Here is a 24,492-nt window from a genome sequence, read left to right as displayed (position 1 = left end):
GTGTTTTTGCTGCTGGCGAGGAGGAGCTCCGGGACGATGAGGGTGCGCGATTTCTCGCGACCGACGACGCTGAACGCCGACCGCCTTTTCGGGCAGGTGGCGCAGAAGCTCGCTGTCGCGATCATCTCGGGCACCTACCGCGCCGGCGAAATCCTGCCCAACGAAGACGCCCTGCGCTCTGAGATCTCGGTCTCGCGCACGGCGTACCGCGAGGCCGTCAAGGTTCTGACCGCCAAGGGGCTGGTCGAATCCAGGCCGAAAAGCGGCACCCGCGTCGCCCAGCGCGACAACTGGAACCTGCTCGATCCCGATGTGCTGTCCTGGCATTTCGAGGCCGACCCGAACGAGAAATTCATCCGCGATCTCTTTGAGTTGCGCCGTTTCGTCGAGCCCAGCGCGGCGCGCCTGGCCGCGATCCGCCGCTCGCCCGCCGACCTTGCGCGTATCGAGGCAGCCTATCGCGGCATGACCGGCAACCCGCCCTATGCCGAGGTGACGATCCGGGCGGATCTCGCCTTTCACGAGGCCATCTTCACGGCGACCCAGAACTCCGCGCTGCAATGCCTGACCAGCGTCGTCACCGCGGCCATCCAGTGGACGCTGCTGCTCAAGGCGGCCGACGACCGCAACTATTTCGTGGAGTCGCTGGTCGACCATGAGCGGGTGCTCGACGCGATCATCCAGCGCGACGGGGACCTCGCGGCTTCGCGCATGACCGCGCTCGTGATCGACGCACTGAACTCGACGCTGGCCTTTCTTGAGCCGGCATCAGGAGCGCAAACCCAGAGAATTGCGTGAATAAATCATACTACATATGCGCCCATCGGAGCTTTTCCGGCACCGCGAGCTGTGTAGATATGATCCACGGGGCCGTCGGCCTCGCATGCACATCGACGACTATTTAATCGATTCAGATTTGCGGAATCAAGCCTTCGTCCGACCGACCCAAGCATATGGAAGCGCACGCCATGACCCGGCCCAACGCCACAGAGATCATCATGACCGGCCCGCTGATGGCCTATGCCACCGACCAGCTGAGAGCGCGCTTCACCGTCCATGAACTCTGGAAGGCGGAGGATCGCCCCGCCATGCTGCGCGAGGTCGCCGACCGCGTCCGCGGCATCGCCGGCGGCGGCGGCCACATGAAGACCGATGGCGCGCTGTTCGATGCGCTGCCCAAGCTGGAGATGATCGCCAATTTCGGCGTCGGCTACGACAATGTCGATGCCGCCGAAGCCGGCAAGCGCGGCATCGTCGTCTCCAACACGCCCGATGTGCTCTCCGACGAGGTCGCCGACCTGACCATCGGTTTGCTGCTCGCGACGATCCGGCAATTGCCGCAGGTCGATCGCTATCTGCGCGAAGGCAAATGGCTCAAGAGCGCCTATCCGCTGACAACCTCGCTGCGCAAGCGCAAGATCGGTATCGTCGGCCTGGGTCGCATCGGTAAGGCGGTCGCGCACCGGCTCGAGGCCTTCGGCGTGCCGATCGCCTATCACGGCCGTTCGCGTCAGGCTGATGTGGCCTATCGCTACTATCCCTCGCTGGTCGAGATGGCAGCCGATGTCGACACGCTGGTCTCGGTCGCGCCGGGCGGAGCCTCGACCCATCACATGATCAATGCCGAGGTCTTCAAGGCGCTCGGCCCCAACGGCATCGTCGTCAATGTCGGGCGCGGCACCGTCATCGACGAGCAGGCGCTGATCGAGGCGCTGAAAGCCAGGACCATCCTGTCGGCCGGGCTAGACGTCTTCGAGGACGAACCGCGCGTGCCCGCCGAACTGATCGCGATGGATCATATCGTGCTGCTGCCGCATGTCGGCTCGGCCTCGGTCCATACCCGCGAGCAGATGGGCCAACTTCTGGTCGACAACCTGTTTTCATGGTTCGATGGCAAGGGCCCGCTCACGCCCGTGCCGGAGACGCCATGGACAAAAGCCTGACGATGGCGCGCGCTGCGCTCGGCCTGCCGCTCCTCGCGGCGGGGCTTGTCGCTTTGGTGAGTACTGCCCACGCCCAGGCTACGCCGCCGCTTCCGCGCGGAGCCGACAGGGCGCCGGACGCCGTTCGCCCGGTGATCGGCGCTTGGGATTTCGAGATGGTTGGCCAACCGCGCAAATGCACCATCACCTTCGCCGCCGATGAAATTCCGAACGGCCGGCAGTTGCGCTATCCCGCGATCTGCCGGCGCGCCTTGCCGGTTCTGCACCAGGTCGTCTCCTGGAGCGCCACGCCATCAGGTCTGCCACGGCTCAACGACGCGCTCGGCAAGCCGGTGATCGAGTTCGCCTCGGCAGGCACGGAAAAGGGCCTGCAGGGCAAGACGGCGGACGGGCAGCAATATACGCTCGACCCGAAGGGTTATCCGCGCTCCGCACGCCGCGCCCCGTCCAGCCCCGCCGAGATCGCGTCGCAGACGGCCCAGCGCCCCACTGCGATCGATCCCTCGCGCGCACCGACGCCCGAAACGCTGCCCGGTCGCTATGCCATGATGCGCCAGCAGAACCGGGAGGCCTGCAAGATCACGCTCTCGCCCGGCCCGGTCGCGGCTGACGGCCGCGCCCCGGCCGCCTTCGAGGGCCTTTGCCCGGATACGGGGCTAACGATCTTCGATCCAGCCGGCTGGCGCTATCAGGCGGGCCGGCTGACGCTGGTCGCCCGCAAGGGCCATGGCGTCGATCTCGTCTTCGAGAACGGCCAGTGGCGCAAGGACCCGGCGGTCGGCGCGCCGCTGCTGCTGAAGAAACTCGCCCCGTAGACGAGCCCCTCAGACCGCCGTCCGCGCCGGCTCGCCAACGTTATCGAAGCCGGTTTCCTTGTTCAGGATCGCTTGCATCCGGCTCTCGTCGAGCGAATTCTCCCATTTCGAGACGACGACGGTGGCGACGCCATTGCCGATCAGGTTGGTCAGCGCGCGCGCCTCGGACATGAAGCGGTCGATGCCGAGGATCAGCGCGATCGAGGCGACGGGAATGGTGCCGACCGAGGCCAGCGTCGCCGCGAGCACGATGAAACCGGAGCCGGTGACGCCGGCCGCGCCCTTCGAGGTCAGCAGCAGCACGGCGATGATGCCAATCTCCTGCGACAGCGAGAGGTCGGTATTGGTCGCCTGCGCCAGGAAGATCGCGGCCATGGTCAGGTAGATGCAGGTGCCGTCGAGATTGAAGGAATAGCCGGTCGGGATGACCAGGCCGACGACGCTCTCCTTGCAGCCGAGATGGCTCATCTTGGCGATCATGCGTGGCAGCACGCTCTCCGACGACGAGGTGCCGAGCACGATCAGCAGTTCTTCCTTGATGTAGGCGATGAACTTCAGGATCGAGAAGCCGTGCAGCCGCGCGATCGTGCCCAGCACCAGGAAGATGAACAGAAGGCAGGTCGTGTAGAAGGCCGCCATGAAGGACGCCAGCGAGAACAGGGTCGCGACGCCGAACTTGCCGATGGTGAAGGCCATCGCCCCGAAGGCGCCGATCGGCGCAGCCTTCATCACGATGCCGACGATCTTGAAGAAGACCTGGGCGATGTCGTCGATGAAATGCAGCACCGCCTTGCCGCGGGCGCCGATCATCTGCAGGCCGAAGGCGAAGAGCAGCGCGATAAACAGCACCTGCAGGATCTCGCCATTGGCGAAGGCTCCGACCACCGTGTCGGGAATGATCGCCATCAGGAAGGCGATCGTGCTCTGGTCCTTCGCCTTGGCGGTGAAGGCTGCGATGCTGGAGGTGTTGATCGTTCCGGGATCGACGTTCATGCCGACGCCGGGCTTCCACAGGTTGATCACGACGAGGCCGATGATCAGCGCCAGCGTCGTGACCAGCTCGAAATACAGCAGCGCCTTGATACCGACGCGCCCGACCTTCTTCATGTCGTCCATCGAGGCGACGCCATGGACGACGGTGAGGAAGATGATCGGCGCGATCAGCATCTTGATCGCCTTGATGAAGGCGTCGCCGAGCGGCTTCATCGCCTCGCCGGTGGCGGGGTAGAAATGTCCGAGCAGGACGCCGATCGCGATGGCTGTCAAAACCTGAACGTAGAGATGGGTCCACCAAGGGCCTTGATGGCCACGCAGGGTGTCAGCGGTCGCCGTCGTCATGGCCGTATCCCTCGAAGCTGCGCGCCTGTTCCGGCGCGTCAGCCAAGGGCTACGCCCATTTTGAAAGACCGACAAGCAGGCGAGAACGCCTATTCGGCTGCCTCGACGCTCAGCACGCCGCGCCGGATTTGATCTTCCTCGATCGATTCAAACAGCGCCCGGAAATTGCCCTCGCCGAAGCCGTCATCGCCCTTGCGCTGGATGAACTCGAAGAAGATCGGTCCGAGCACCGTGCCCGAGAAGATCTGCAGCAGCACCTTGCTCATCCGGCCTTCCTTGTCGCCGAGCGCGACCGCGCCCTCGCCGTCGATCAGGATGCCGTTGGCCTTGAGACGTTCGACCGGCTCGCCATGGCCCGGCACACGTGCATCGACCTTCTCGTAATAGGTCGCAGGCGGAGCCGGCATGAAGGGCAGCTTGTTGGCGCGCAGGCGTTCGACCGACGCATAGATGTCGCGTGCGCCGAGCGCGACATGCTGGATGCCCTCGCCCTTGTACTGGCGCAGGTACTCCTCGATCTGGCTCTTGTCGTCGAGCGACTCGTTGATCGGGATGCGGATCTTGCCGCAGGGCGAGGTCAGCGCGCGCGAGATCAGCCCGGTCAGCTTGCCCTCGATATTGAAGAAGCGGATCTCGCGGAAATTGAACAGCTTGCCGTACCAGCCGGCCCAATGATCCATGCGCCCGCGCATGACGTTGTGGGTGAGGTGATCGAGATAGTACATCCCGGCCTGCTCGGGATGGGGATCGCTCTCGCCCGTCCAGGCGAAATCGACATCCCAGATCGTGCCCTTGTCGCCATAACGATCGACGAAATATAGGATCGAGCCGCCGATGCCCCTGACGGCCGGGATCGCAAGCTCGCCCGGCCCGACCTTGCTCTCATAGGACTCAGCGCCGAGCGACACGGCACGCTCGAAAGCCTGCTTCGCGTCGACCACGCGAAACGCCATGGCGCAGGCGCAAGGGCCGTGCTCGGCTGCAAAACCCTGGGCGAAGGAATCGGGTTCGGCGTTGACGACGAAGTTGACGTCGCCCTGGCGGTACAGCGTCACCTTCTTCGAGCGGTGTTGCGCGACGCGGGTGAAACCCATGGTCTCGAACAGCGCACCGAGCTTCTCCGGCTCGGGATGGGCGTATTCGACGAACTCGAAACCATCCGTGCCCATCGGGTTGGCCTCGGAAATGGCGGGTGGCGCGGCGTCGAACGGAAACGGACCCATGAGCGTTCTCCCTGAAATCTGAGATCGTCATAGTCGCGCATTTAACGAACATGAAGCTTGCAAAATCGCGCTAACAGCGGTCAATTCCGCACGAACCATGCAGATTGGCCTCGCTCCATGCAAACTTCTGTTAATCTCGACTCCTTCGACTGGCGCTTGCTCGACGCGCTCCAGCAGGACGCCTCGCTGACCAATGGCGCGCTCGCCGAGAAGGTCGGCCTGTCGGCGAGCCAGATCTCGCGCCGGCGGCAGAAGCTCGAACAGGACGGCACCATCCGCGGCTATCGCGCGCTGATCGAGCCCTCCGCCATCGGGCTCGGCGTCACCGTCTTCATCCATGTCGCACTCGACACGCATTCCCGCGACAATGCGCGCCGCTTCCGCGATCTGGTCAGGCTGACGCCGGCGATCCTCGAGGCGCATGCGCTGACCGGCGAGGCCGATTATCTGCTGAAGGTCGCGGTCGGCGACCTCAAGGAGCTCTCCCGCTTCGTCAACGAGATCCTGATGCCGCATGAAAGCGTCGCCCGGGTCAGGTCCGAGATCGCGCTCGACACGCTGAAGGAGCCGGGGCTGCTGCCGCTGCCGATGGGCTGAAGATCACTTTTGCGCCGTCCGCCAGATAGCACGGACCGCTTTCAAGCAATGGCGAGTTGCCGGCGCGATTTCAGCGTATATCTACAGGCGATGACCGCACTGCCCTTCGACAACTCCTATGCCCGCCTGCCCGAGCGCTTTTTCGCAAGGGTGAACCCCGGCCCTGTCGGATCGCCGCGCCTTGTCCGGCTGAACTTGCAGCTGGCGGCGGAGCTGGGGCTCGATCCGCTCTGGCTGGCGAGCCCTGACGGGGTCGCGATGCTCGCCGGCAATCAGATCGCGCAGGGATCGCAGCCGATCGCCACCGCCTATGCCGGGCACCAGTTCGGCGGGTTCAGCCCGCAGCTCGGCGACGGCCGCGCCATCCTGCTCGGAGAGGTCGTCGATCGCGTGGGCCGTCGCCGCGACATCCAGCTCAAGGGCTCGGGGCCGACGCCGTTCTCGCGCCGGGGCGACGGGCGGGCGGCTTTGGGGCCGGTGCTGCGCGAGTATATCGTCAGCGAGGCGATGGCGGCGCTGGGCATACCGACGACCCGGGCGCTGGCCGCCGTCACGACGGGCGAGACCGTGAGGCGCGAGACGCTGCTGCCGGGCGCGGTGCTGACCCGCATCGCCTCCAGCCATATCCGGATCGGCACATTCCAGTTCTTCGCGGCGCGACGCGACATCGAAGGTCTGCGCCTGCTCGCCGACCACGTCATCACACGGCACTATCCGGAACTCGCCGGCAGCGAAGCGCCCTGCCTTGGCCTGCTCGGCGCGGTCGTCGAGGCACAGGCGAAGCTCGTCGCACGCTGGATGCAGATCGGCTTCATCCACGGCGTGATGAACACCGACAATATGTCGATCGCCGCCGAGACGCTCGACTATGGACCCTGCGCCTTCATGGACGCCTATGATCCCGCCACCGTGTTCAGCGCGATCGACGAATATGGTCGCTACGCCTATGCCAACCAGCCGCCGATCGCGCGCTGGAACCTGACGCGGCTGGCCGAGGCGCTGCTGCCGCTGCTTTCTGAGGATCAGGACGAGGCGATCCAGCTGGCGCAGCAGGTGCTCGACGGCTTCGAGGGCCATTTCCAGACCGCGTTGACCGCCGGCCTGCGCCGCAAGCTCGGCCTGACGACCGACGAGCCGGAAGACGCCGCGCTGATCAACGGGCTGCTCGATACCATGCAGCGCGGCAAGGCCGATTTCACACTCACGTTCCGCCGATTGAGCGAAGGCGACGAGCCGCCGCCCCCCGGCCAGGCCTGCCGTGACCTGTTCGGCAATCCGGCGGAATTCGACGCCTGGGAAGCCCTGTGGCGACAGCGTCTGACACGTGAGGCGATGTCTCCAGCCGAGCGGCAGGCCGCGATGCGCGCCGTCAATCCGCTGTTCATTCCGCGCAACCATCGCGTCGAGGCAGCGATCGAATCCGCCGTCGAGCATCAGGACTTCGCGCCCTTCGAGGAGCTGGTGGACGTTCTCGCGCACCCCTATGACGCGCGGCCGGGCCGCGAGCATTACGCCCTTCCGCCGGCAGCCCATGAACGCGTGCTCGCAACATTCTGCGGCACCTGAAACCGATACGGCTCAGGCCGGCCGCAGTTCCACAGCCGCCGTCATCACGAGAACGCCGCCCGAGACTGCATGGATGGCGCCATCGGCCGCCTGCATGATCTCGACCGGCGCCCCGCACAAAGCCGGCGCGACGGCGCGGAAGCGGACCATCGCTAATCGCTCGGAGCCGAACGCGCGCGCGCAGGCTTCCAGCATGAGCGAGGCCGTCAGTGGTCCATGAACCAGAAGCTCCGGGTAATGCTCGACCTCGCGGGAATAGGCGCGATCATAGTGGATGAGATGGGCGTTGAAGGTCAGCGCCGAATAGCGAAACAGCATCGCCTGGTCGGGCAGGACGACGCGCAGCAGCCGCGCACCTGCACTGTCATACACCGGCTGCGGCAACGCTTGTCCGGGTGGCGCAGCACCGACATCCTCGCTCGCTCTGAAGGCTATCGACTGGACCTCGCGCAGACAGGCTTGGCCGGCGACCGAAAAAGCATGCTCGATCCGGGCGAAGGCGAGCGGCCCGTTGCGTCCCTGTTTTCGCACGATGTCGAGCAGGCGCGAGCGGCGCAGCACGCTGGCTCCGACCGGCATCGGCGCCAGGAAGCTGATCTCGCTCCCGCCCCACATCCGGCGCGGCAGTTCGAGCGTCGGGATAATCCCGCCTTCGGCGATGCCGTCGGCCAGCAACTCATCGGCTCCGGGCACCTCCAGCGCCAGACACCAATGCAGCCCGACAGGCGCATGCGGCAGCGACGATGCCTCTCGCGGATCGCGGCCGATCGTGGCGAGATAGCGGGCGACGAGGCCCGACGTCACGACGTCCCCGGCCTCGGACGCCAGTGCGATGGTCGGTGCGGGAATCTCCCCGCTCACAACCGGTTTTCCATCTCGTGCCGGAGAATCTTGCCGGTGGTGCTGCGCGGAAAATCGGCAAAGGCGATGAAGCGCACCTCCTTGGGCCGCTTGTAGCCGGCGAGTTCACGCCGGCACAGCGCCATGATCTCGTCGGAGGTCAGGGCCGCGTCATGGGCCGCGACGAAGGCAACGGGAACCTCGCCCCAGACGGCATCCTTGCGCCGGACCACGACAGCATCGGCAATGCGCGGATCGGACAGCAGCACGCGCTCGATCTCGGCGGGATAGATGTTCTCCCCGCCTGATTTGATCATGTATTTGGCCCGGTCCACGAAATCATAGCTGCCGTCTGGGTTGCGGCGAAACAGGTCACCCATACGGAACCAGCCGTCGCGGAAATCGCGGGCATTGGTCTCGTCGGCGTTCCAGTAGCCGCTGAACACGGTCGGACCGCGGATCGCGACCTCGCCGGGCTCGCCATCGGCCACGTCGTTCATGTCAGGGTCGACGAGGCGGAAGGCGCAGAGCGAACTCGGCCGCTTCGACAGGCTCGTCGGCGCGACGCCAGGAGGCAGCAGCACCGAGGAGGCCGGTGGCAACCCGGTCTCGGTCGAACCGAAGCTGTTCAGATAGGGCGCGTTCAACAGCCCCGACAATTCGGCGATCAGCTTGGTCGGAACGAGATCGGCCATTGCACCGCAGGCGCGGATGCCCTTCGCCTTGACGCCGCGCTCGCGCAGAATGGCGACCACGGGTTCTATCGAGCCCGGCATCAGAAGCAGCCAGCCGAGTTCATGCCGCGCGATCGCGTCCACGATCACCTCCGCGTCGAAGCCGTCGACCACGATGACCGGCGCGCCCGACATCAGAGCCCCCAGCACCTGATCGGTCGAGCCCATATGGAACATCGGGGCCCAGGCGACGAAGGCGTCGTTCTCGGTCGCGCGCATGTCGAGCCTGAGCACGGTCATGCGCGCGATCTCGGCGCGGTGGCTGATCAGCGCACCCTTGGGCAGGCCGGTCGTGCCGGAGGTGTAGAGGATCACGAGCCCGTCCTCGGGGTCGACCACCGGCTCGTCGGCCAGATCGACCGCGCCCTCGGTGAGCAGCGCGGAGAACTCGCTCTCGATCTCGATGGTCGGGACCGGGTCGATCCCGAGCGCCGCGAGCGCGGCGGCGTAGCGCGCGGAGACGATGATCAGGCTGGGGCTGACCAGGCCGATGCAATGTTTCAGCTCGCCACGTCCGAGCCGCCAGTTCTGGCAGGCGACGATCGCGCCCAGCCGCGCGGCGGCAAGCTCGACCACGACATATTCGGGCCGGTTTTCCGACAGCAGCGCGATCCGGTCGCCCCTTGCGATGCCACGTGACGCCAAGGCGGCCGACAGGGCGCGCACCTTCGCGTCGAGTTCGCCATAGCTCCAGCGCAGCGCCCCGGCCTCGATCGCCAGAGCGTCGGGCGCGCGCTTCGCCTGGGCGCGAAAGAGTTCGTAGACCGTCAGCTGTCCAGCGCGTGCGATCGGTGCCGGCATGACAAATCTCCCTTCAGCGCGCCCAACTCGCCGCCACATGCAGCGCGGCGTCGTAGTCGCGGACAAGCCGCGCGCAGAGTTCGGCCGCCGGCGGCTGGTCCTCGATGCTGCCGACGCCCTGACCGGCCGACCAGATGTCGCGCCAGGCGCGGCTCTCGGTGGTGCCGAAGTCGAGACTATCGCGCGCCTTGTCTGGATCGAGACCCGCAGCCACCACGCTCGCGCGCAGGAAATTCGCCGGCGCGCCACTGACAGCCGCCGTATAAACGATATCGGCCGCATTCGCGTCGCGGATCATCCCGACATGACCGGGCGCGGCCATGCTTTCGCGGGTCGCGACGAAGCGCGTGCCGAGATAGGCGAGATCGGCGCCCATCACCCTCGCAGCCGCCACCTGCGCGCCGCTTGAGATGCCCCCGCCGAGCACCAGCACGCCGTCGAACAGACGCCGGAGTTCCGGCAGCAGCGCAAACGGGCTGAGCGTCCCGCCATGACCGCCCGCCCCGGCGCAGACCGCAATCAGCCCGTCGACGCCGGCCTCAACCGCCTTCTGCGCATGACGGACGCCGACGACATCGTGGAAGACCAGCCCGCCATAGCCATGCACCGCGGCGACCAGCTCGGGCGAAGCGCCCAGCGAAGTGATGACGAGCGGAACGCGATGGGCGACCGTGGCGGCGAGGTCCGCCTCCAGCCGCTGGTTGGAGCGATGGACCACGAGATTGACGCCGAACGGCGCGGCGTCGGGATACGCGGCAAGCCTCCCGGCGATCTCGTCGAGCCAGGCGACATAGCCCGCCGCATCGCGCCGGTTGAGTGCGGGAAAGGTCCCGATCAGTCCCGACCGGCAGGTCTCGACCACGAGGTCGGGACCGGACACGAGAAATAGCGGCGCGGCGATGATCGGCGCGGCGAGGCGGCCGATGAGCGCGGCTGCGGCAGGGCTCACGGCTGGGTCCTCACGGCGCGGCCCTCACAGCCGGAACACGCCGTAGCTCGGCCGTGCGATCGGCGCGTTAAGGGCTGCCGACAGCGCGACCGCGAGCGCGTTGCGCGTATCGACGGGGTCGAGCAGCCCGTCGTCCCAGATTTCGGAGGTCGAGAAATAGCTGCTCGACTGGCGCTTGTATTCTTCGAGGATCGGCTCGCGGATGTCGCCGATTTCCGCTGCCGTGAGCGTCTGGCCGGCGCGCTTCAACTGCTTGATCTTGATGTCGGCCAGCACGTTGGCGGCCTGCTCCGCGCCCATCACCGAGATCTGGTGCTGCGGCCAGACGAACAGGAAGCGCGGATCGAAGGCGCGGCCCGACATGCCGTAATTGCCGGCCCCGAAGGACCCGTTGACCATCACCGTGAGCTTGGGCACCTCCGAACCGGAGACCGCCATGATCATCTTGGCGCCGTCCTTGGTGATGCCGCGGCGCTCATATTCGCGGCCGACCATGTAGCCGGTGATGTTCTGCAGGAAGATCATCGGCGTGCCATGCTGGTTGCACAACTGCATGAAATGCGCGCCCTTCAACGAGGAATCGTTGAAGAGCACGCCGTTATTGCCGATGATGCCGACCTTCATCCCCCAGATATGGGCGAAGCCGCAGACCAGCGTCGTGCCATAGGCCGGCTGGTATTCGTGGAAGCGGCTGCCGTCGACGATGCGGGCGACGACCTCGCGCATGTCGAACTGCACCTTGATGTCGCGCGGAATGATTCCGTAGAGCTCGGCGGGGTCGTAATGCGGCGGCTCGGGCGCGACCCGCTCGATCACGGCCTTGGTCGGATGCTTGAACTGCGCAACGATCTCGCGGGCGAGCGCGATCGCCTCCTGTTCGGTGGACGCCGCATAGTCGCCGGTGCCCGAGACCGAGGTGTGCATCTCGGCTCCGCCGAGTTCCTCGACGCCGACCTCTTCCCCGGTCGCAGCCTTCACCAGCGGCGGCCCGCCCAGGAAGATCGCGCCGGTGCCCTGCACGATGATGTTGTATTCGCTCAGCGCCGGAACATAGGCGCCGCCCGCCGTGCAATGTCCCAGCACGATCGCGACCTGCGGCACGCCCATCTTGGACAGGATCGACTGGTTCCTGAAAATCCGGCCGGCAAGATATTTGTCGGCGAAGAGATCCGCCTGCAGCGGCAGGAAGCCGCCGGCGGAATCGCACAGATGCACCACCGGCAGCCGGTTCTCGATGGCGATGTCGAGCGCGCGAATGATCTTCTTGATCGAGAGCGGATACCAGGCCCCGCCCTTCACGCTGGCGTCGTCGGCATGGATCACGACCTCGCGGCCGCTCACCACGCCAATGCCGGTGACGATGCCCGCGCCGGGAACCTCCTCGCCATAGGCCATGTTGGCGGCGAGCGACGAGAATTCGAGGAAGGGCGTGCCGGGGTCGAGCAGAAGCTCGATACGCTCGCGCACGAAAAGCTTCTTTTGCCGGGCGAGCCGGTCGAAATCGCGCTGCGGCCGGTCCATGCGGGCGCGCTGCTGCCGTGCCCGCATCTCGGCGGCAAGGCCGGCATTATGCGTCGCGTTCTCGGCGAACTCGGCCGAGCGGCGGTCGATACGGGTCTCGATGCGACGCATGCTCAGCTCGCTGCCTCTTCCGGGACCAAAGTGATCAGGGCCGCGCCGCGCTCGAAGGTCGCGCCATGGCCGACATGGACGGACTCGATCGTGCCGTCGCGCCAGGCCTTGATCGCGGTTTCCAGCTTCATGCTCTCGATCACGATCAGCGTGTCGCCGCGCCGCACCAGCCCTCCGGGCGCGACGTTCAACGCCACGACGGTGCCGGGCATCGGGGCGGTCGCGACATCGACTGTGGCAGCCCCACCGCCCTTGGCGAACCGCAGGACAGGATCGGTATGGCGCAGCTCATGGGCCGCCCCGTCGCAATGGAGATGGACGACATCGCCGTCGCAGACCAGCGTGATCGTCGAGACGACGCCGTCGACATCGAGCCGATAGCGATCATGGCCGAGCAGCTCCAGCAGGACCGGGACCGCATGCGTTCCCAGGAGCAGGCGATAGCGCCCGTCGGGTCGGGTCAGGCCGACCTCATGGGGCTCGCCGTTCAGGGTGAAGAGGTGGCGCATCGCTGGTTCCGTCCCGCCTCAGTTGCGCCAGCCGCCAATGGCGGCATGCAAAGCGGGGATCGCGTCGGCAGCGTCCCTGACCGGGCGCGTCGAGAGCGCGGCAGCCGCGAGCAGGCGCGTCAGGGTCGCGGGCGCCAGCACGGGCTCGGCGGCGATGGCGGGGTTCTCATCGAGGAAGCCGGTATGGACATCGCCGGCAGCAAACATGGGATGGGCGACGAGCCGGCGCAGGAAGGCGGTGTTGGTCTCGCAGCCGAGCAGGACGAGATCGCCGAGCGCGGCTTCCGCCCGTGCGCAGGCCTCGGCCCGGTCGCGGCCATGGACGACGAGTTTGGCCAGCATCGGATCGAACGCCGAGGTCACAATCTGGCCCTGCGCGATGCCGCTGTCGATGCGGATGCCCGGACCCTCCGGCCAGGCCAGCGCCAGCACCCGCCCGGTCGTCGGCGTAAAGCCGTTGGCCGGACTCTCGGCATAGACCCGCAATTCGATGGCATGGCCGGACACCACGACGGCATCCTGCGCATAGCCCAGCGGCTCGCCGGCAGCGACGCGCAACTGCTCGGCCACGAGATCGATGCCGGTCACCATCTCCGTCACCGGGTGCTCGACCTGCAGCCGCGTGTTCATCTCGAGGAAATAGAACTCGCCACCTTGGCCGAAGATGAACTCGACCGTGCCGGCGTTGCGATAGCCCGCCGCACGCGCGATGCCTGCGGCGGTCTCGCAGATGCCCGCACGCTGCTCGGCCGAAAGCGCTGGAGATGGCGTCTCTTCGACGATCTTCTGGAAGCGCCGCTGCACCGAGCATTCGCGCTCGAACAGATGCACGACGTTGCCATGGGCGTCGCCCAGCACCTGCACCTCGATATGGCGCGGGCGCTCGACATAGCGTTCGACATAGAGCCGGCCATCGCCGAAATAGCGCTCGCCCTCGCTGCGCGCCCTGGCAATCTCCTCGTCGAGCACAGCCGCATCGCGCACGATGCGCATGCCCTTGCCGCCGCCTCCGGCCGACGGCTTGATCAGCAAGGGAAAGCCGACTTTCGCCGCGCGTGCGTTGAAGCTCGCCGGATCGTCATCCTCGATCGCCGAGGGCGCGACCGGAAAGCCGTGTTTTTCGACGAAGGCGCGCGCGCGGACCTTGTCGCCCATCAGGTCGATGGCCTCGGGCGTCGGGCCGATGAAGGTGAGGCCTGCCGCCGCCACCGCCCGCGCGAAGGCGGCATTCTCCGAAAGGAAGCCGTAGCCCGGATGGATCGCCTGCGCGCCGGCCTGCAAGGCGGCCGCGATGATCTGGCCGCCGTCGAGATAGGCTGCGACCGGAGTGCGCCCGTCGATCTCGAACGCCAAGTCGGCGGCGCGCACGGCCGGGCTGTCGCGGTCGGCCTCGTGGAAGACGACGACGCTTCGCACGCCGCGTTCGCGCAGTGTTTTCAGGATGCGCAGCGCGATCTCGCCACGATTGGCGACGAGGACGCTGGCGAAGGGCGGGGCTGAAGGTGTCATGCGCAATTCGTTTTGAATGCGGGGGCTCGTCGCCCCCGCGGCTAGATGAAAAGCCGGCTCAGTAGCGCTTGAAGTCGGCCAGCGTGGAGAACGTGCCGGCCTTGACGTCGAGCTGGTAGATCTTGAGTTCGCGGCCCGAGAGCTGCTGGGGATTGTCGAACGAGATTGGCGCGGTCAGCCCGTCCGTCGCGAAGTCCTTGATCTTGCGCAGCTGCTCGACGGTGCAGGCGCGCGTCAGTTCCTTGCCGCAACCTTCCATCGCCTTGGCGAGCACCTTCAGCCCGGCATAGGTGATGTAGCTGTAGCGGTTGATGCCGGCGACATCGTCGGGCGAGAGCTTCTTGACCTTCTCCGCGAAGCGCTCGGTCGCGGCGTCGTTGAGCGCGACATAGTCGGCCAGGATGTAGGGGTAGCCCGCCGGCTGCGAGAGCTTGACCGAGGCCGGCATGTTCTCGCTCCAGACCGAAGCGACCGAGAGATCCATGCTGAGCTTGCGCGCCTCGCTCAGGATGTTGGCCGCGCCGGCGATGATGCCGCCATTGACCAGCGCATTCACGCCCGCCGCGCGCATCTGCAGCACCTCGGCGCCGAAATTGCTCTGGCCCCGCTTGAAGCGCAGCCGGATGCCGTCCTTCAGCCCGAACTCCTTGACCGCCCGGTCGTAGCCGGCCTCGACCGCCGCACCGAACTCGTCGTCCTGGCGGATGATGCCGTAGACGCCGCCCTGGGGCTTCAGTTTCTCGTGGATGTAGCGGGTCTGGGCGTAGAACGAATCCTGATAGGTCGCGCCGATGGTGAAGACGCTCGGCCGGACCGCCGGCGAATAGACGAGCTCGTTTGGCGTCGTGGTGACGACGGTCGGCAGCTTGGTCTCCTCGATCAGCGGCAGCATCGCCAGGATGTTGGCCGAGCCCGAAGTGCCGTTCAGCGCGAAGATGTTATCGACCTCGACGAGCTTCTTCAGCGCCTGGAAGGAGCGCGACGGGACATAGCCGTCATCCTCCGTCGCCATCACGATCTTGCGGCCGTTGATGCCGCCGGCCGCGTTGATCTCGGCGGCTGCGATCTTCGAGCCGATGGAGACCGCCCGCCCGATGAAGGAGGCCGGTCCGGTGAGAATGTTGACGTCGCCGATCTTGATCTCGGTGTCGGTGACGCCCGGTTCCGCGGCAATTGCGGAACCGGCGGCCAGGAGCGCCGCGAAGCTTGTCGCCAGAAGACTGGTAGCCAATGCCTTAGCCATGGTCGTTCCTCCCAAAATGCGGCCGGCTTTGGCGCCGGTCCGTCGTTTCCTGCCCTCAATGCGACAGAGGCCAGTTGTTCCAGTAGCGCCGGATATCGCGCCAGAATCCGATCAGCCCGTCGGGCTTGAAGCGGAGGAAGGCGACGATCACGACGCCGTAGACGATGCCGCGGATCTCGTAGACATAGGTCGTGTAGGTGACCGACTGCGTGCTGCCGAACAGCTCGAATGCGAGCCGGATCGCCTCGGGCAGCAGCGACAGGAAGATCGCGCCGAGGATCGCGCCGGCCGTCGAGCCGAGCCCGCCGAGGATGATGATGGCGAGCGCCTCGATCGACAGGATCAGCCCGAAGACGTCGACATTGACGAAGCGGATCTGCAGCGACATCAGCCCGCCCGCGATCCCGACCAGCGTGGACGACAGCATGAAGGCGAGCAGCTTGTAGCGCACGAGGTCGATGCCCATCACACGGGCGGCGATGTCGTGGTCGCGGATCGCCAGGAACGCCCGGCCGATGCGCGTGCGCTTGATGTTGAGCACGGCGAGGACCGACAGAACCGTCACGAAGAAGACGAGATAGTACAGCGGCCGGTCGCGCGAGACGTCGAGCCCGAAGAGACGCACCGCCGGCAGGAAGACGCCGTTGGGGCCATGCGTCAGTCCTTCCTCGTAGAGGATGACGTGGTTGACGATGAAGGCGAAGGCGAGCGTCGTGATCGCCAGATACAGGCCCTTCAGCCGCAGCGAGGGAATGCCTACGAGCAGGCTGAGCAGCCCCGCCATCAGGCCCGACGCCGGCAGGCTGGCCCAGATCGGCCATTTCGCATCGGCCAGCAGCAGTGCGTTGGTGTAGGCGCCGATGGCGAGGAAGCCGGACTGGCCGACCGAGATCAGTCCGGTCATGCCGGTGAGCAGGTTGAGGCCGACCGCGCCGACGATCGCGACCATCGCGGCTGTCGCCAGCGAGAGCGTATAGTTACCGACGGCGAAGGGCAGCGCGATCAGCGCAGCCAGCAGCAGGACCGTCCAGAAGCGCACGACGGCGCTGTCGGTGAGCTGGACCAGTTCGGCATGGGTTTCCTTGAAATCGCCGGTGCGCATGACCCTACACCCGCTCGATTTCGCGTTCGCCGAACAGGCCGTAGGGCCTGATCATCAGGATCACCACGATGACGACGAAGCCGGCGATCTCGCGCAGCCCCTGTCCGAGATAGCCCTGCGCCAGGTTCTCGACGACGCCGATGACGAGCCCGCCGATCGCTGCGCCAAGGACCGAGTCGAGCCCGCCCAGGATCAGCGCCGGGAAGGATTTCAGGCCCTGGAACCACATGTCCGGCCCGAGCTTGAAATTGATCGCGAACAGGATGCCGGCAACCGCCGCGATCGCGGCCGACAGGCTCCAGGCGACGGCATGGATGCTTTTGACGGAGACGCCCATCAGCAGCGCCGCGGTCTCGTTGGCGGCGACGGCGCGCATGGCGATGCCGATGCGGCTGTAGCGCAGGAAGGCCCAGCTCAGCACGACCAGCAGCGCAAGGCAGCCGAGCGCATAGAGCTGGCCGAGATAGAACGGCAGCGGGCCGACCATGACCACGTCGCGCGGCAGCCCGGCGGGAAAGTCGATCGGGTCCGGCCCCCAGATCATGATGGTGACGCCGCGCAGGATGACCGCGAGCCCGATCGTCACCATCACGATGGCGAAAAGCGGTTCGCCCAGCATCGGCCGGATGAAGATGCGCTCCAGCGTCAGGCCGATCGCCATCGCCACCGGAATCGTCACCGCCAGCAGCGGCCAGAAGCCGAGATCGAGCAGGCTCGACAACGAGAAGGCGACATAAGCGGTCAGCATCGCCAGTTCGCCCTGCGCGAAATTGACCACGCCGGTCGCCTTGTAGATCAGCGCGAAGCCCATCGCGATCATGCTGTAGGCGGCGCCCGCGATCAGCCCGGATGCGACGAGGAGCAGGAAGAAATCCATCAGGCGGCCCTGCCGTAGATCGTGACGATCTCGTCCTGGTAGCGCTGCTCGATGATCTTGCGGCGCACCTTCATCGTCGCGGTCAGCTCGCCGTCGTCATGGTCGAGCTCCTTGGACAGGATCACGAATTTGCGGATATTCTCGACGCGGGCGAAGCGGTCGTTGACGCGCTGCACCTCTGCCTCGATCAACTCGCGCACGGCGGGGTGCTCGGCCAGGGTCCGGAAGGTGGTGTAGCTGACCTTGGCCTCGCGCGCCCATTGTCCGACGGTGACGATGTCGATCTGGATCAGCGCGGAGAGGAAGTGCCGGCCGTCGCCGAGCAGGATCGCCTCGCGGATGTAGAGCGAGTCTTTCAGGGCGTTCTCGATCAGCGACGGCGTGATGTTCTTGCCGCCCGAGGTGATCAGGATGTCCTTCTTGCGGTCGACGATCCTGGCCTGCCCGTCCGGCTCGAATTCGACGATGTCGCCGGTATGGAGCCAGCCATCCTCGATCGCGCGGCTGCTCGCCGCCTCGTCGAACAGGTAGCCCTTGAAGACGGAGGGGCCTTTCAGCAGCAACTCGCCGTCAGGCGCGAGACGCTGCGCCAGCCCGTCGATGATCAGGCCGGAACTCCCGGCGCTGGTATGGCCGGGCCGCTGCATATGGGTAACGCCGCCGGTCTCGGTCATGCCGTAGATCTGGTAGACGGGGACGCCGAGTATCCAGAAGAACAACAGCACCTCGGCCGAGACCGTCGCGCCGCCGCAAAACCCTGCTCCGACGCGGTCGATCCCGAGCGCGCGCTGCAGAGCGCGAAAGCAGATCAGCTTCAGCAGCCCAAACATCGCCCGGTCACCGAGACTGGCGAAGGCTCCGCCATTGGCGAGCCTGCGCTCCGCGATGGGCCGGCCCCGCGCCATGCAGGCGGCGAAGACGCGCTGCTGGAAGGCCGTGGCCTCCTTCATCCTGACCAGGATGCCGTGCTGCATCTTCTCCCAGATGCGGGGCACGCCGAGAAAGCCGAGCGGGGCGATCTCGCGCAGATTGGCGACGACGGTATCGATCGATTCGGCGAAGGAGACCGTGCAGCCGGTCAGCATCTGCATGTAGGTCGAGAAGCTGCGCTCGGCGACATGGCAGAGCGGCAGGTAGCAGACGACCGAATAGGTCCGCGCGCTCAGGCCCAGCGTCCCGACCACTTTCGAAGCGGGAAAGAGCATGTTGCGATGGCTCAGCATCGCGCCCTTGGGCATCCCCGTCGTACCCGACGTATAGACGATGATCGCGGTGTCGTCGGAGCGCCCGGCCTCGATCAGTGCGTCGACGGCGGCGCCATGCTCGCGCTCCAGCGCGGCGCCCTCGGTGAGCAGGGCGTCGAAACTCGTCAGCAGCGGATGGGAGTAGCCCCGCATCCCCTTCATGTCGACGGTCGCGATCACCCGGAGATCGGGCAGCCCGTCCTCGGCGGCAGCCGTCAAAATCTTGTCGGTCTGCTCCTGGTCGCCGCAGACGACGACCGACGCGCGCGAATGGCGCAGGATGTAGTGCAGTTCCGGCCAGGGGTTGGTCGGATAGATGCCCAGGCACGCCCCGCCCAGCATCTGCGCGGCGAGATCGGCGATGAGCCATTGCGGCGAGTTCTCGCTGGCGACCGCGAGACGGTCGCCGGGGCCAAAGCCGCGCGCCCGCAGCGCCAGCGCCAGCCGCCGCGCCTGTTCGAAATACTGAAGCCAGGTGATGCGCCGCCAGACGCCGAGATCCTTGTCGCGAAAAGCAAGGTCTTCGGGCTGGCGCTGCGCGCGCAGCTTCAGGATCTGCGGCATCGTCAGTTCGGCCAGCGCCGACGGGGCGAGGGCTGGATCGCTCATGCCGCGCGCCTCGTGCCGAGATAGGCCTCGATCACCTTCGGGTCGCTGGAGACCTGCGCGGGTGCGCCCTCGGCGATCTTCTCGCCGAGATGCATCACGCAGACATGGTCGGAGATGTCCATGACGATGCCCATGTCGTGCTCGACCATCAACACGGTGATGCCGAGCTCGTCGCGCAGATCGAGGATGAAGCGGGCGATGTCCTCGCGCTCCTCTTGGTTCATGCCCGAAACCATCTCGTCGAGCAGCAGCAGCTTGGGCTGGATCGCCAGCGCGCGGCCGAGCTCGACGCGCTTCTGCAAACCGTAGGACAGCGTGCCCACCGGCTTGTCGCGCAGATGCTCGATCTCGAGGAACTCGATGATCTCCTCGACGCGCTCGCGCGCCCTGATCTCCTCGCGCCGCGCCCGGCCCCAGAACAGGGCCGCCGAAAGCGGGTCGCTGCGCAGATGCGTGTGCAGGCCCACCAGCAGATTGTCGACGACGCTCTCATGCCGGAAGACCGCGAGGTTCTGGAAGGTCCGGGCCATGCCGAGTTTGGCCATGGCGTAGGTCGGCAGCTTCGAGACCTCGTGTCCGTCGAAGGCGATGCTGCCAGAGGTGAGTTTGAGGATCGCGCTGATCAGGTTGAAGCAGGTCGTCTTGCCCGCGCCGTTGGGGCCGATCAGGCTGGCGATCTGGCCGCTCTGGACGCTGAAGCTGACGCCGCCGACGGCTTTCAGCCCGCCGAAGCGCTTGGTGACGTCGGTGAGTGTGAGAAGCGCGCTCATGACAGCCACCGCTTGCGGCGCTTGTAGTGCTTGACGTCGCGCATGCTCTTGCGATCGCCCGACGTGCCGAAGCCGAGATAGAATTCCTGCACATCCGAATTGGCGCGCAGCTTCTCGGCCGAGCCGTCGAGCACGATGCGGCCGTTCTCGATGATGTAGCCGTAAGCGGCGACCGAGAGCGCGAGCTGCGCGTTCTGCTCGACCAGCAGTACGGTCAGGCCGGTCTCGGCGTTGAGCCTGAGGATCGTGTCGAAGATGCCGTCGATGATCTGCGGCGCGAGGCCAAGCGAGGGCTCGTCCAGCATCAGGATCTTCGGCTTGGCCATCAGCGCCCTGCCGATCGCGACCATCTGCTGCTCGCCGCCCGAGAGATAGCCGGAGATCTGCTGACGGCGCTCCTTGAGACGCGGAAACAGCCCGTAGATTTCCTGCAGGCCGGGCTCGATCTCGCCGCGCGGACGGCTGTAGCCGCCCATCACCAGATTTTCCTCGACAGTCAGCGTCCGGAACAACGCCCGCCCCTCCGGCACCTGCACGATGCCCTCAGTGATGATCGCGCGCGGCGAGCGCGCTCCGATATCGCTGCCGGCCAGCTTGATCGAGCCGGCGACGATCTCGCCATCCTCCTGGGCCAGGATGCCCGAGATCGCCTTGAGGATGGTCGATTTGCCCGCGCCGTTCGAGCCGAGCAACGCCACGATCCGGCCCTGCTCGACCTCGAGCGAGACATCGCGCACCGCCTCGATGGCACGGTCGTAGAGCACCTGGATGTTGGAGAGCGCGAGCAGGGCCGTCATGGCGCGGGCTCCTGCCCGGAAGCCGCTTCCAGCCGTGCGGCAACCTTTTCCAGCCGCTCGACCACGGCGTCCGCGGGCGTTGCCGAAGCCTGCTGGCTGGTAATGCCCGACAGAATCAGATCGGCCAGTTCGTCGGCCCGCGCCTCGGAGACCAGTTCACCGCGCCCGGAGAGATAGTCGAAGGTCGTGTGCTCGATCGTGCCGTAGATCATGTCGCGCACGAGCCGCAGCGGCAGATCGGCGCGCAGTTCGCCATTGGCGATGCCTTCGCGCAGCACCTGCGTGGCGAAGCGGGTGTAGCCGCGGTTGAGGTCGTGCAGCGTCGAGGTCTGGTAGTCCGAGTCCGAGCGCACCTCGCGGAAGAACAGCCGGCACAAGGCCGGATTGCGCTCGATCGTCGCCAGATGCCGCCAGATCACGAAGCGGAGGCGGTTGCGCGTACCGCTGATGCCGGCGAGCTGCTCCGCCTGGTCGGCGAGCATGCCCTCGTACCAGAGCGACAGCACGCGGTTGAGCAGATCGCGCTTGTTCTCGAAATATTTGTAGATCGTGCCCTCGACCACACCGGCGCGCTCGGCGATCGCCGCCATGCTGGCGTTCTCGTAGCCGTGCTCGGTGAAGACCGTGCGGGCGGCATCGATGATGTCGCCGACGCGCTGTTCGCGGGGCAGCCGGGCGAAGGCGCGGCGGGCGGGCAGGACGCTCATGCCGCGATCTCCCTGACCGCTTCTGCTGCGATGAGCCCGCCGGTCCCGATCCATGCCTCGGGCACCGCGACCTCGATATCGAGCAGCATCTGCGCGAAAGCCTTGCCCTGCGGGTCGTGCCTGAGCGAGGCGATGCCGCCGCCGTCGAGCGCAGCCTTCAATACGAAATTGAAGCCGCCCAGACCGGGCCATGGAAAGCGCGTCACCGGCCCGCTGGCGAGATGGGCGAAATAACCGGCGACCACCTCGGCCGTCAGCACCTCTTCCAGCAGCGGCAGGAATTCGGCCCGCCGCGCGATCACGCCGATATTGACGCTGTCGCCCTTGTCCCCGCTGCGGGCCAAAGCGAGCGCCGCCAGCGGCACGCCGATGCGGGGTCCGGCCGCAGGCGGCGCAACCCGCCTCGTCGTCCCCTTGGTCGAAGGCGCGCCGGACAGTACGGCCGTGTCCTCGCCCGCCGCCATCGCAAAGCTGATCTCGTCGCCCTCAAACAGCAGGCGCGGCGAGAGCAGGGCCTTGTCGACGAGACAGGAGAGCAGACGGATGACGGGCGAAACCTTCGGTCGGCCGCCGGCAAAGCCGGTGATGCCCTGCGCCATCGCGGTCGCGCTGGCGAGGAATTCCCGCGAGAGCAGTTCCGCGCCCTCCTTGCGCTCATGCTGCACGGCGAGCTTGAGGATGACCTCCCGGCTCGCGGAGGCCCGGCCATGGGGGCCATAGGTCGCCTCGGCGCCGAGCACCTCCGTCGAGACGCGGGCATAGCCGGCAAGACCGCGCTCGCTGAGCATGCGGCTCGTGCGCGCCAGCAAAGCCTCGGCTGTCCGGCGCGCCTTGGCGGCGGCATCGCGCCCCCCGATCATCAGCATCCCCACGGCCTTGTAGCCATCGGCATAGGTGATGCTGGCCTTGCATTGCGCCGTCGCCGGCCGGCCGCGCGCGCCGGTGACGCGAACCCGGTCTGGACCATCCTGCGCAAGCCGGACCTGCGAGAAATCGCAGGTCACGTCGGGCAGCAGATAGGCTGTCGGGTCGCCGACCTCGTAGACGATCTGTTCGGCGATGGTCTCCGGCGTCACCCGCCCACCCGTGCCGGCCGGCTTGGTGACAATGAAGCTGCCATCGGCGCTGCATTCCGCGATCGGGAAGCCCATGCGGTCCCAGCCCTCGACGAGCTCCCAGTCCGTGACGATTCCGCCCGTGGCCTGCGTGCCGCATTCGATGATGTGGCCGGCGAGGCTGCCCTGCGCCAGCAGATCGAGATCGCTTTCGGTCCAGCCGAAGGCATGGATCAATGGCCCAAGGGCCAGGGCGCTGTCGACGCAGCGCCCGGTGACGACGATATCGGCCCCGGCGGACAGCGCAGCGGCGATCGGGAAGGCGCCGAGATAGGCGTTGGCGCTCAGCACCTTGTCGGGGATCTCAACGCCGCTTTCCATGTCGGCGACGCCGGCCGCCCGCAGTTCCGGAAGCAGCGGCGTCAGATCGTCGCCGACGATGGCAGCCACCCGCAAGGGCACGCCCACGCGGGCAAGCTCCGCCACCAGAGCATCGCGGCAACCCTGCGGGTTGAGGCCACCGGCATTGACCACGACCTTGATGCCGCGTGCGTGGATATCCCCGGCCAGCGAGCCCATCAGCGTGACGAAATCCGGCACATAGCCGGCCTGCGGATCGCGCGCCTTGAGCCGGCCGAGCAGCGCCATGGTGATCTCGGCGAGATAGTCGATCACCAGCACGTCGATCGCGCCTAAGGTCACGAGCTGGACCGGCCCCTCCTCGCTGTCGCCCCAGAAGCCGCCGCCGCAGCCGATGCGCAGGGTCGCCGCCGCCATCGTCAACGCCCCGTCCAGACGGGCGGGCGTTTTTCCTGGAAGGCGCGCATGCCTTCGCGCGCGTCTTCGGTCTGCGCCATCATCGGCAGCATGATCTGGGCATAGTCGAGCCCGTCGCGCACCGACATGCCCTGCATGGCGTGAAACGCCATCTTGCCCAGCCTGATCGCGCTCGGCGCGCGCGTGACGATGCGCTCCAGCAGCCAGTCGAGCTTGGCGTCGAGTTCGCCGGGCTCGGCAATGTGGTTGATCAGGCCGACGGCTTTGGCCTCCTGCGCGTCGAGCGCCTCGCCGGTGATGCACAGCTCCATCAGGCGACGACGCGGCAGCACCCGCAGCATGTGCGGCAGGATCATCATCGGAAACAGGCCGATCTTGGATTCCGGCGTCCCGAAGGTCGCGGTCGGAACCGAGACGGCGAGATCGCAGGCGCAGAGCAGGCCGAGCCCCCCGGCCAGCGCATGACCGTTGACGCGCGCCACGATCGGCAGGTCGCAATCCTCGATCGCCTTGAGAAGTTCGGCGACGTAGTGGCGCGGCCGGGCGGGGTCGCTCGTGAAGGGCACGCCCTCGGCATTGGGCGCGAGATCGCCGCCGGCGCAGAAGGCGCGGTCGCCCGCCCCGGTCAATACGATCGCGCGGACACCCTCGCGGGACGGCGCAGCCCGGACGGCCTCCGCGATCAGCCCGATGACCGCGGCGTTGATGGCGTTGCGCCGCTCCGGCCGGTTGATGGTGATCCACAGCACCGGCCCGCGCTCCTCGACGAGAACCACGGCCGAAGCAGGAGCAATGAAGCCCTCGCCCGACACTGCGTCCCCATTTTGATGAGCGCCATTCACCTCAACAAGACTC

General features: G+C 66.7%; 22 protein-coding genes. 5 read left to right on the top strand and 17 right to left on the bottom strand.

What is annotated here, in order from left to right; all coding sequences use genetic code 11:
- Window positions 1–36 precede the first annotated feature (36 nt).
- The 3 genes from AC1DZY_RS16955 to AC1DZY_RS16945 all read left to right on the top strand — a co-directional run bounded on the left by AC1DZY_RS16955 (window position 37) and on the right by AC1DZY_RS16945 (window position 2,758).
- Window positions 37–798, top strand: coding sequence for a FadR/GntR family transcriptional regulator (locus AC1DZY_RS16955; protein ID WP_476821306.1), 762 nt, complete (start codon window positions 37–39; stop codon window positions 796–798).
- Between the two features lie 200 nt (window positions 799–998).
- A complete protein-coding gene (locus AC1DZY_RS16950; RefSeq protein ID WP_476821337.1) occupies window positions 999–1,943 on the top strand; it encodes a 2-hydroxyacid dehydrogenase in 945 nt (314 codons plus the stop codon).
- On the top strand, window positions 1,928–2,758 hold the full coding sequence (locus AC1DZY_RS16945; RefSeq protein ID WP_476821305.1) for an AprI/Inh family metalloprotease inhibitor: 831 nt from the start codon (window positions 1,928–1,930) through the stop codon (window positions 2,756–2,758). The genes AC1DZY_RS16950 and AC1DZY_RS16945 overlap by 16 nt, the downstream gene beginning before the upstream one ends.
- Before the next feature lie 9 nt (window positions 2,759–2,767).
- On the opposite strand, the gene AC1DZY_RS16940 is transcribed toward AC1DZY_RS16945, so the two are convergent.
- Entirely contained in the window at window positions 2,768–4,096 is a 1,329-nt protein-coding gene (locus AC1DZY_RS16940) for a dicarboxylate/amino acid:cation symporter (protein WP_476821304.1), read from the bottom strand.
- 89 nt (window positions 4,097–4,185) lie between these two features.
- Window positions 4,186–5,319, bottom strand: coding sequence for a 4-hydroxyphenylpyruvate dioxygenase (gene hppD, locus AC1DZY_RS16935; RefSeq protein ID WP_476821303.1), 1,134 nt, complete (start codon window positions 5,317–5,319; stop codon window positions 4,186–4,188).
- A 117-nt stretch (window positions 5,320–5,436) separates the two neighbouring features.
- On the opposite strand from hppD, the gene AC1DZY_RS16930 reads away from it, so the two are divergent.
- Window positions 5,437–5,916, top strand: coding sequence for an Lrp/AsnC family transcriptional regulator (locus AC1DZY_RS16930; RefSeq protein WP_476821302.1), 480 nt, complete (start codon window positions 5,437–5,439; stop codon window positions 5,914–5,916).
- A gap of 90 nt (window positions 5,917–6,006) precedes the next feature.
- Window positions 6,007–7,482, top strand: coding sequence for a protein adenylyltransferase SelO (locus AC1DZY_RS16925; protein ID WP_476821301.1), 1,476 nt, complete (start codon window positions 6,007–6,009; stop codon window positions 7,480–7,482).
- A 12-nt stretch (window positions 7,483–7,494) separates the two neighbouring features.
- Here AC1DZY_RS16925 and AC1DZY_RS16920 read toward each other — a convergent pair whose 3' ends face one another.
- The 15 genes from AC1DZY_RS16920 to AC1DZY_RS16850 are packed head-to-tail and all read right to left on the bottom strand — an operon-like array spanning window position 7,495 to window position 24,479.
- Window positions 7,495–8,343 (bottom strand): FAS1-like dehydratase domain-containing protein, encoded by an 849-nt coding sequence (locus AC1DZY_RS16920; RefSeq protein ID WP_476821300.1) that lies wholly within the window; start codon window positions 8,341–8,343, stop codon window positions 7,495–7,497.
- On the bottom strand, window positions 8,340–9,857 hold the full coding sequence (locus tag AC1DZY_RS16915; RefSeq protein WP_476821299.1) for a class I adenylate-forming enzyme family protein: 1,518 nt from the start codon (window positions 9,855–9,857) through the stop codon (window positions 8,340–8,342). The genes AC1DZY_RS16920 and AC1DZY_RS16915 overlap by 4 nt, the downstream gene beginning before the upstream one ends.
- A gap of 13 nt (window positions 9,858–9,870) precedes the next feature.
- The gene (locus AC1DZY_RS16910) at window positions 9,871–10,806 is read right to left on the bottom strand and encodes an NAD(P)H-dependent flavin oxidoreductase (protein WP_476821298.1); all 936 of its coding nucleotides are present in this window, start codon (window positions 10,804–10,806) and stop codon (window positions 9,871–9,873) included.
- 24 nt (window positions 10,807–10,830) lie between these two features.
- Window positions 10,831–12,438, bottom strand: coding sequence for an acyl-CoA carboxylase subunit beta (locus AC1DZY_RS16905; RefSeq protein WP_476821297.1), 1,608 nt, complete (start codon window positions 12,436–12,438; stop codon window positions 10,831–10,833).
- A gap of 2 nt (window positions 12,439–12,440) precedes the next feature.
- Window positions 12,441–12,947 carry an acyl-CoA carboxylase biotin carboxyl carrier protein subunit gene (locus AC1DZY_RS16900; protein WP_476821296.1) on the bottom strand — a complete coding sequence of 169 codons (507 nt, stop codon included), beginning with the start codon at window positions 12,945–12,947 and terminating at the stop codon, window positions 12,441–12,443.
- A gap of 18 nt (window positions 12,948–12,965) precedes the next feature.
- Complete coding sequence (locus AC1DZY_RS16895; protein ID WP_476821295.1) at window positions 12,966–14,456, bottom strand: acetyl-CoA carboxylase biotin carboxylase subunit; 1,491 nt, start codon at window positions 14,454–14,456, stop codon at window positions 12,966–12,968.
- Between the two features lie 58 nt (window positions 14,457–14,514).
- Window positions 14,515–15,699 carry an ABC transporter substrate-binding protein gene (locus AC1DZY_RS16890; RefSeq protein WP_476821294.1) on the bottom strand — a complete coding sequence of 395 codons (1,185 nt, stop codon included), beginning with the start codon at window positions 15,697–15,699 and terminating at the stop codon, window positions 14,515–14,517.
- A gap of 55 nt (window positions 15,700–15,754) precedes the next feature.
- Complete coding sequence (locus tag AC1DZY_RS16885) at window positions 15,755–16,801, bottom strand: branched-chain amino acid ABC transporter permease (RefSeq protein ID WP_476821293.1); 1,047 nt, start codon at window positions 16,799–16,801, stop codon at window positions 15,755–15,757.
- A gap of 4 nt (window positions 16,802–16,805) precedes the next feature.
- The gene (locus AC1DZY_RS16880) at window positions 16,806–17,678 is read right to left on the bottom strand and encodes a branched-chain amino acid ABC transporter permease (protein WP_476821292.1); all 873 of its coding nucleotides are present in this window, start codon (window positions 17,676–17,678) and stop codon (window positions 16,806–16,808) included.
- Window positions 17,678–19,531: an AMP-dependent synthetase/ligase gene (locus AC1DZY_RS16875; protein ID WP_476821291.1), complete on the bottom strand. Its 1,854-nt coding sequence runs from the start codon at window positions 19,529–19,531 to the stop codon at window positions 17,678–17,680. Before AC1DZY_RS16875 ends, AC1DZY_RS16880 begins: the two co-directional genes overlap by 1 nt.
- Window positions 19,528–20,301, bottom strand: a complete 774-nt coding sequence (locus AC1DZY_RS16870; RefSeq protein ID WP_476821290.1) for an ABC transporter ATP-binding protein — start codon at window positions 20,299–20,301, stop codon at window positions 19,528–19,530. Before AC1DZY_RS16870 ends, AC1DZY_RS16875 begins: the two co-directional genes overlap by 4 nt.
- Window positions 20,298–21,098 (bottom strand): ABC transporter ATP-binding protein, encoded by an 801-nt coding sequence (locus AC1DZY_RS16865; protein ID WP_476821289.1) that lies wholly within the window; start codon window positions 21,096–21,098, stop codon window positions 20,298–20,300. The genes AC1DZY_RS16870 and AC1DZY_RS16865 overlap by 4 nt, the downstream gene beginning before the upstream one ends.
- The gene (locus AC1DZY_RS16860; RefSeq protein WP_476821288.1) at window positions 21,095–21,805 is read right to left on the bottom strand and encodes a TetR/AcrR family transcriptional regulator; all 711 of its coding nucleotides are present in this window, start codon (window positions 21,803–21,805) and stop codon (window positions 21,095–21,097) included. Before AC1DZY_RS16860 ends, AC1DZY_RS16865 begins: the two co-directional genes overlap by 4 nt.
- Window positions 21,802–23,637 (bottom strand): acyclic terpene utilization AtuA family protein, encoded by a 1,836-nt coding sequence (locus tag AC1DZY_RS16855; RefSeq protein ID WP_476821287.1) that lies wholly within the window; start codon window positions 23,635–23,637, stop codon window positions 21,802–21,804. The genes AC1DZY_RS16860 and AC1DZY_RS16855 overlap by 4 nt, the downstream gene beginning before the upstream one ends.
- 2 nt (window positions 23,638–23,639) lie before the next feature.
- A complete protein-coding gene (locus AC1DZY_RS16850; RefSeq protein ID WP_476821286.1) occupies window positions 23,640–24,479 on the bottom strand; it encodes an enoyl-CoA hydratase-related protein in 840 nt (279 codons plus the stop codon).
- Window positions 24,480–24,492: the final 13 nt, after the last annotated feature.

Source organism: Allobosea sp. P2_A10 (assembly GCF_056405115.1).
This window is presented reverse-complemented; position numbering and strand designations above follow the sequence as displayed.

What these genes read in the sequence shown, in the direction of transcription:
- AC1DZY_RS16955 (WP_476821306.1), top strand. Translation starts at nt 37, where the DNA reads ATGAGGGTGCGCGATTTCTCGCGACCGACGACGCTGAACGCCGACCGC.
- AC1DZY_RS16950 (WP_476821337.1), top strand. Translation starts at nt 999, where the DNA reads ATGACCGGCCCGCTGATGGCCTATGCCACCGACCAGCTGAGAGCGCGC.
- AC1DZY_RS16945 (WP_476821305.1), top strand. Translation starts at nt 1,928, where the DNA reads ATGGACAAAAGCCTGACGATGGCGCGCGCTGCGCTCGGCCTGCCGCTC.
- AC1DZY_RS16940 (WP_476821304.1), bottom strand. Translation starts at nt 4,096, where the DNA reads ATGACGACGGCGACCGCTGACACCCTGCGTGGCCATCAAGGCCCTTGG.
- hppD (WP_476821303.1), bottom strand. Translation starts at nt 5,319, where the DNA reads ATGGGTCCGTTTCCGTTCGACGCCGCGCCACCCGCCATTTCCGAGGCC.
- AC1DZY_RS16930 (WP_476821302.1), top strand. Translation starts at nt 5,437, where the DNA reads ATGCAAACTTCTGTTAATCTCGACTCCTTCGACTGGCGCTTGCTCGAC.
- AC1DZY_RS16925 (WP_476821301.1), top strand. Translation starts at nt 6,007, where the DNA reads ATGACCGCACTGCCCTTCGACAACTCCTATGCCCGCCTGCCCGAGCGC.
- AC1DZY_RS16915 (WP_476821299.1), bottom strand. Translation starts at nt 9,857, where the DNA reads ATGCCGGCACCGATCGCACGCGCTGGACAGCTGACGGTCTACGAACTC.
- AC1DZY_RS16905 (WP_476821297.1), bottom strand. Translation starts at nt 12,438, where the DNA reads ATGCGTCGCATCGAGACCCGTATCGACCGCCGCTCGGCCGAGTTCGCC.
- AC1DZY_RS16900 (WP_476821296.1), bottom strand. Translation starts at nt 12,947, where the DNA reads ATGCGCCACCTCTTCACCCTGAACGGCGAGCCCCATGAGGTCGGCCTG.
- AC1DZY_RS16895 (WP_476821295.1), bottom strand. Translation starts at nt 14,456, where the DNA reads ATGACACCTTCAGCCCCGCCCTTCGCCAGCGTCCTCGTCGCCAATCGT.
- AC1DZY_RS16890 (WP_476821294.1), bottom strand. Translation starts at nt 15,699, where the DNA reads ATGGCTAAGGCATTGGCTACCAGTCTTCTGGCGACAAGCTTCGCGGCG.
- AC1DZY_RS16885 (WP_476821293.1), bottom strand. Translation starts at nt 16,801, where the DNA reads ATGCGCACCGGCGATTTCAAGGAAACCCATGCCGAACTGGTCCAGCTC.
- AC1DZY_RS16880 (WP_476821292.1), bottom strand. Translation starts at nt 17,678, where the DNA reads ATGGATTTCTTCCTGCTCCTCGTCGCATCCGGGCTGATCGCGGGCGCC.
- AC1DZY_RS16875 (WP_476821291.1), bottom strand. Translation starts at nt 19,531, where the DNA reads ATGAGCGATCCAGCCCTCGCCCCGTCGGCGCTGGCCGAACTGACGATG.
- AC1DZY_RS16870 (WP_476821290.1), bottom strand. Translation starts at nt 20,301, where the DNA reads ATGAGCGCGCTTCTCACACTCACCGACGTCACCAAGCGCTTCGGCGGG.
- AC1DZY_RS16865 (WP_476821289.1), bottom strand. Translation starts at nt 21,098, where the DNA reads ATGACGGCCCTGCTCGCGCTCTCCAACATCCAGGTGCTCTACGACCGT.
- AC1DZY_RS16860 (WP_476821288.1), bottom strand. Translation starts at nt 21,805, where the DNA reads ATGAGCGTCCTGCCCGCCCGCCGCGCCTTCGCCCGGCTGCCCCGCGAA.
- AC1DZY_RS16855 (WP_476821287.1), bottom strand. Translation starts at nt 23,637, where the DNA reads ATGGCGGCGGCGACCCTGCGCATCGGCTGCGGCGGCGGCTTCTGGGGC.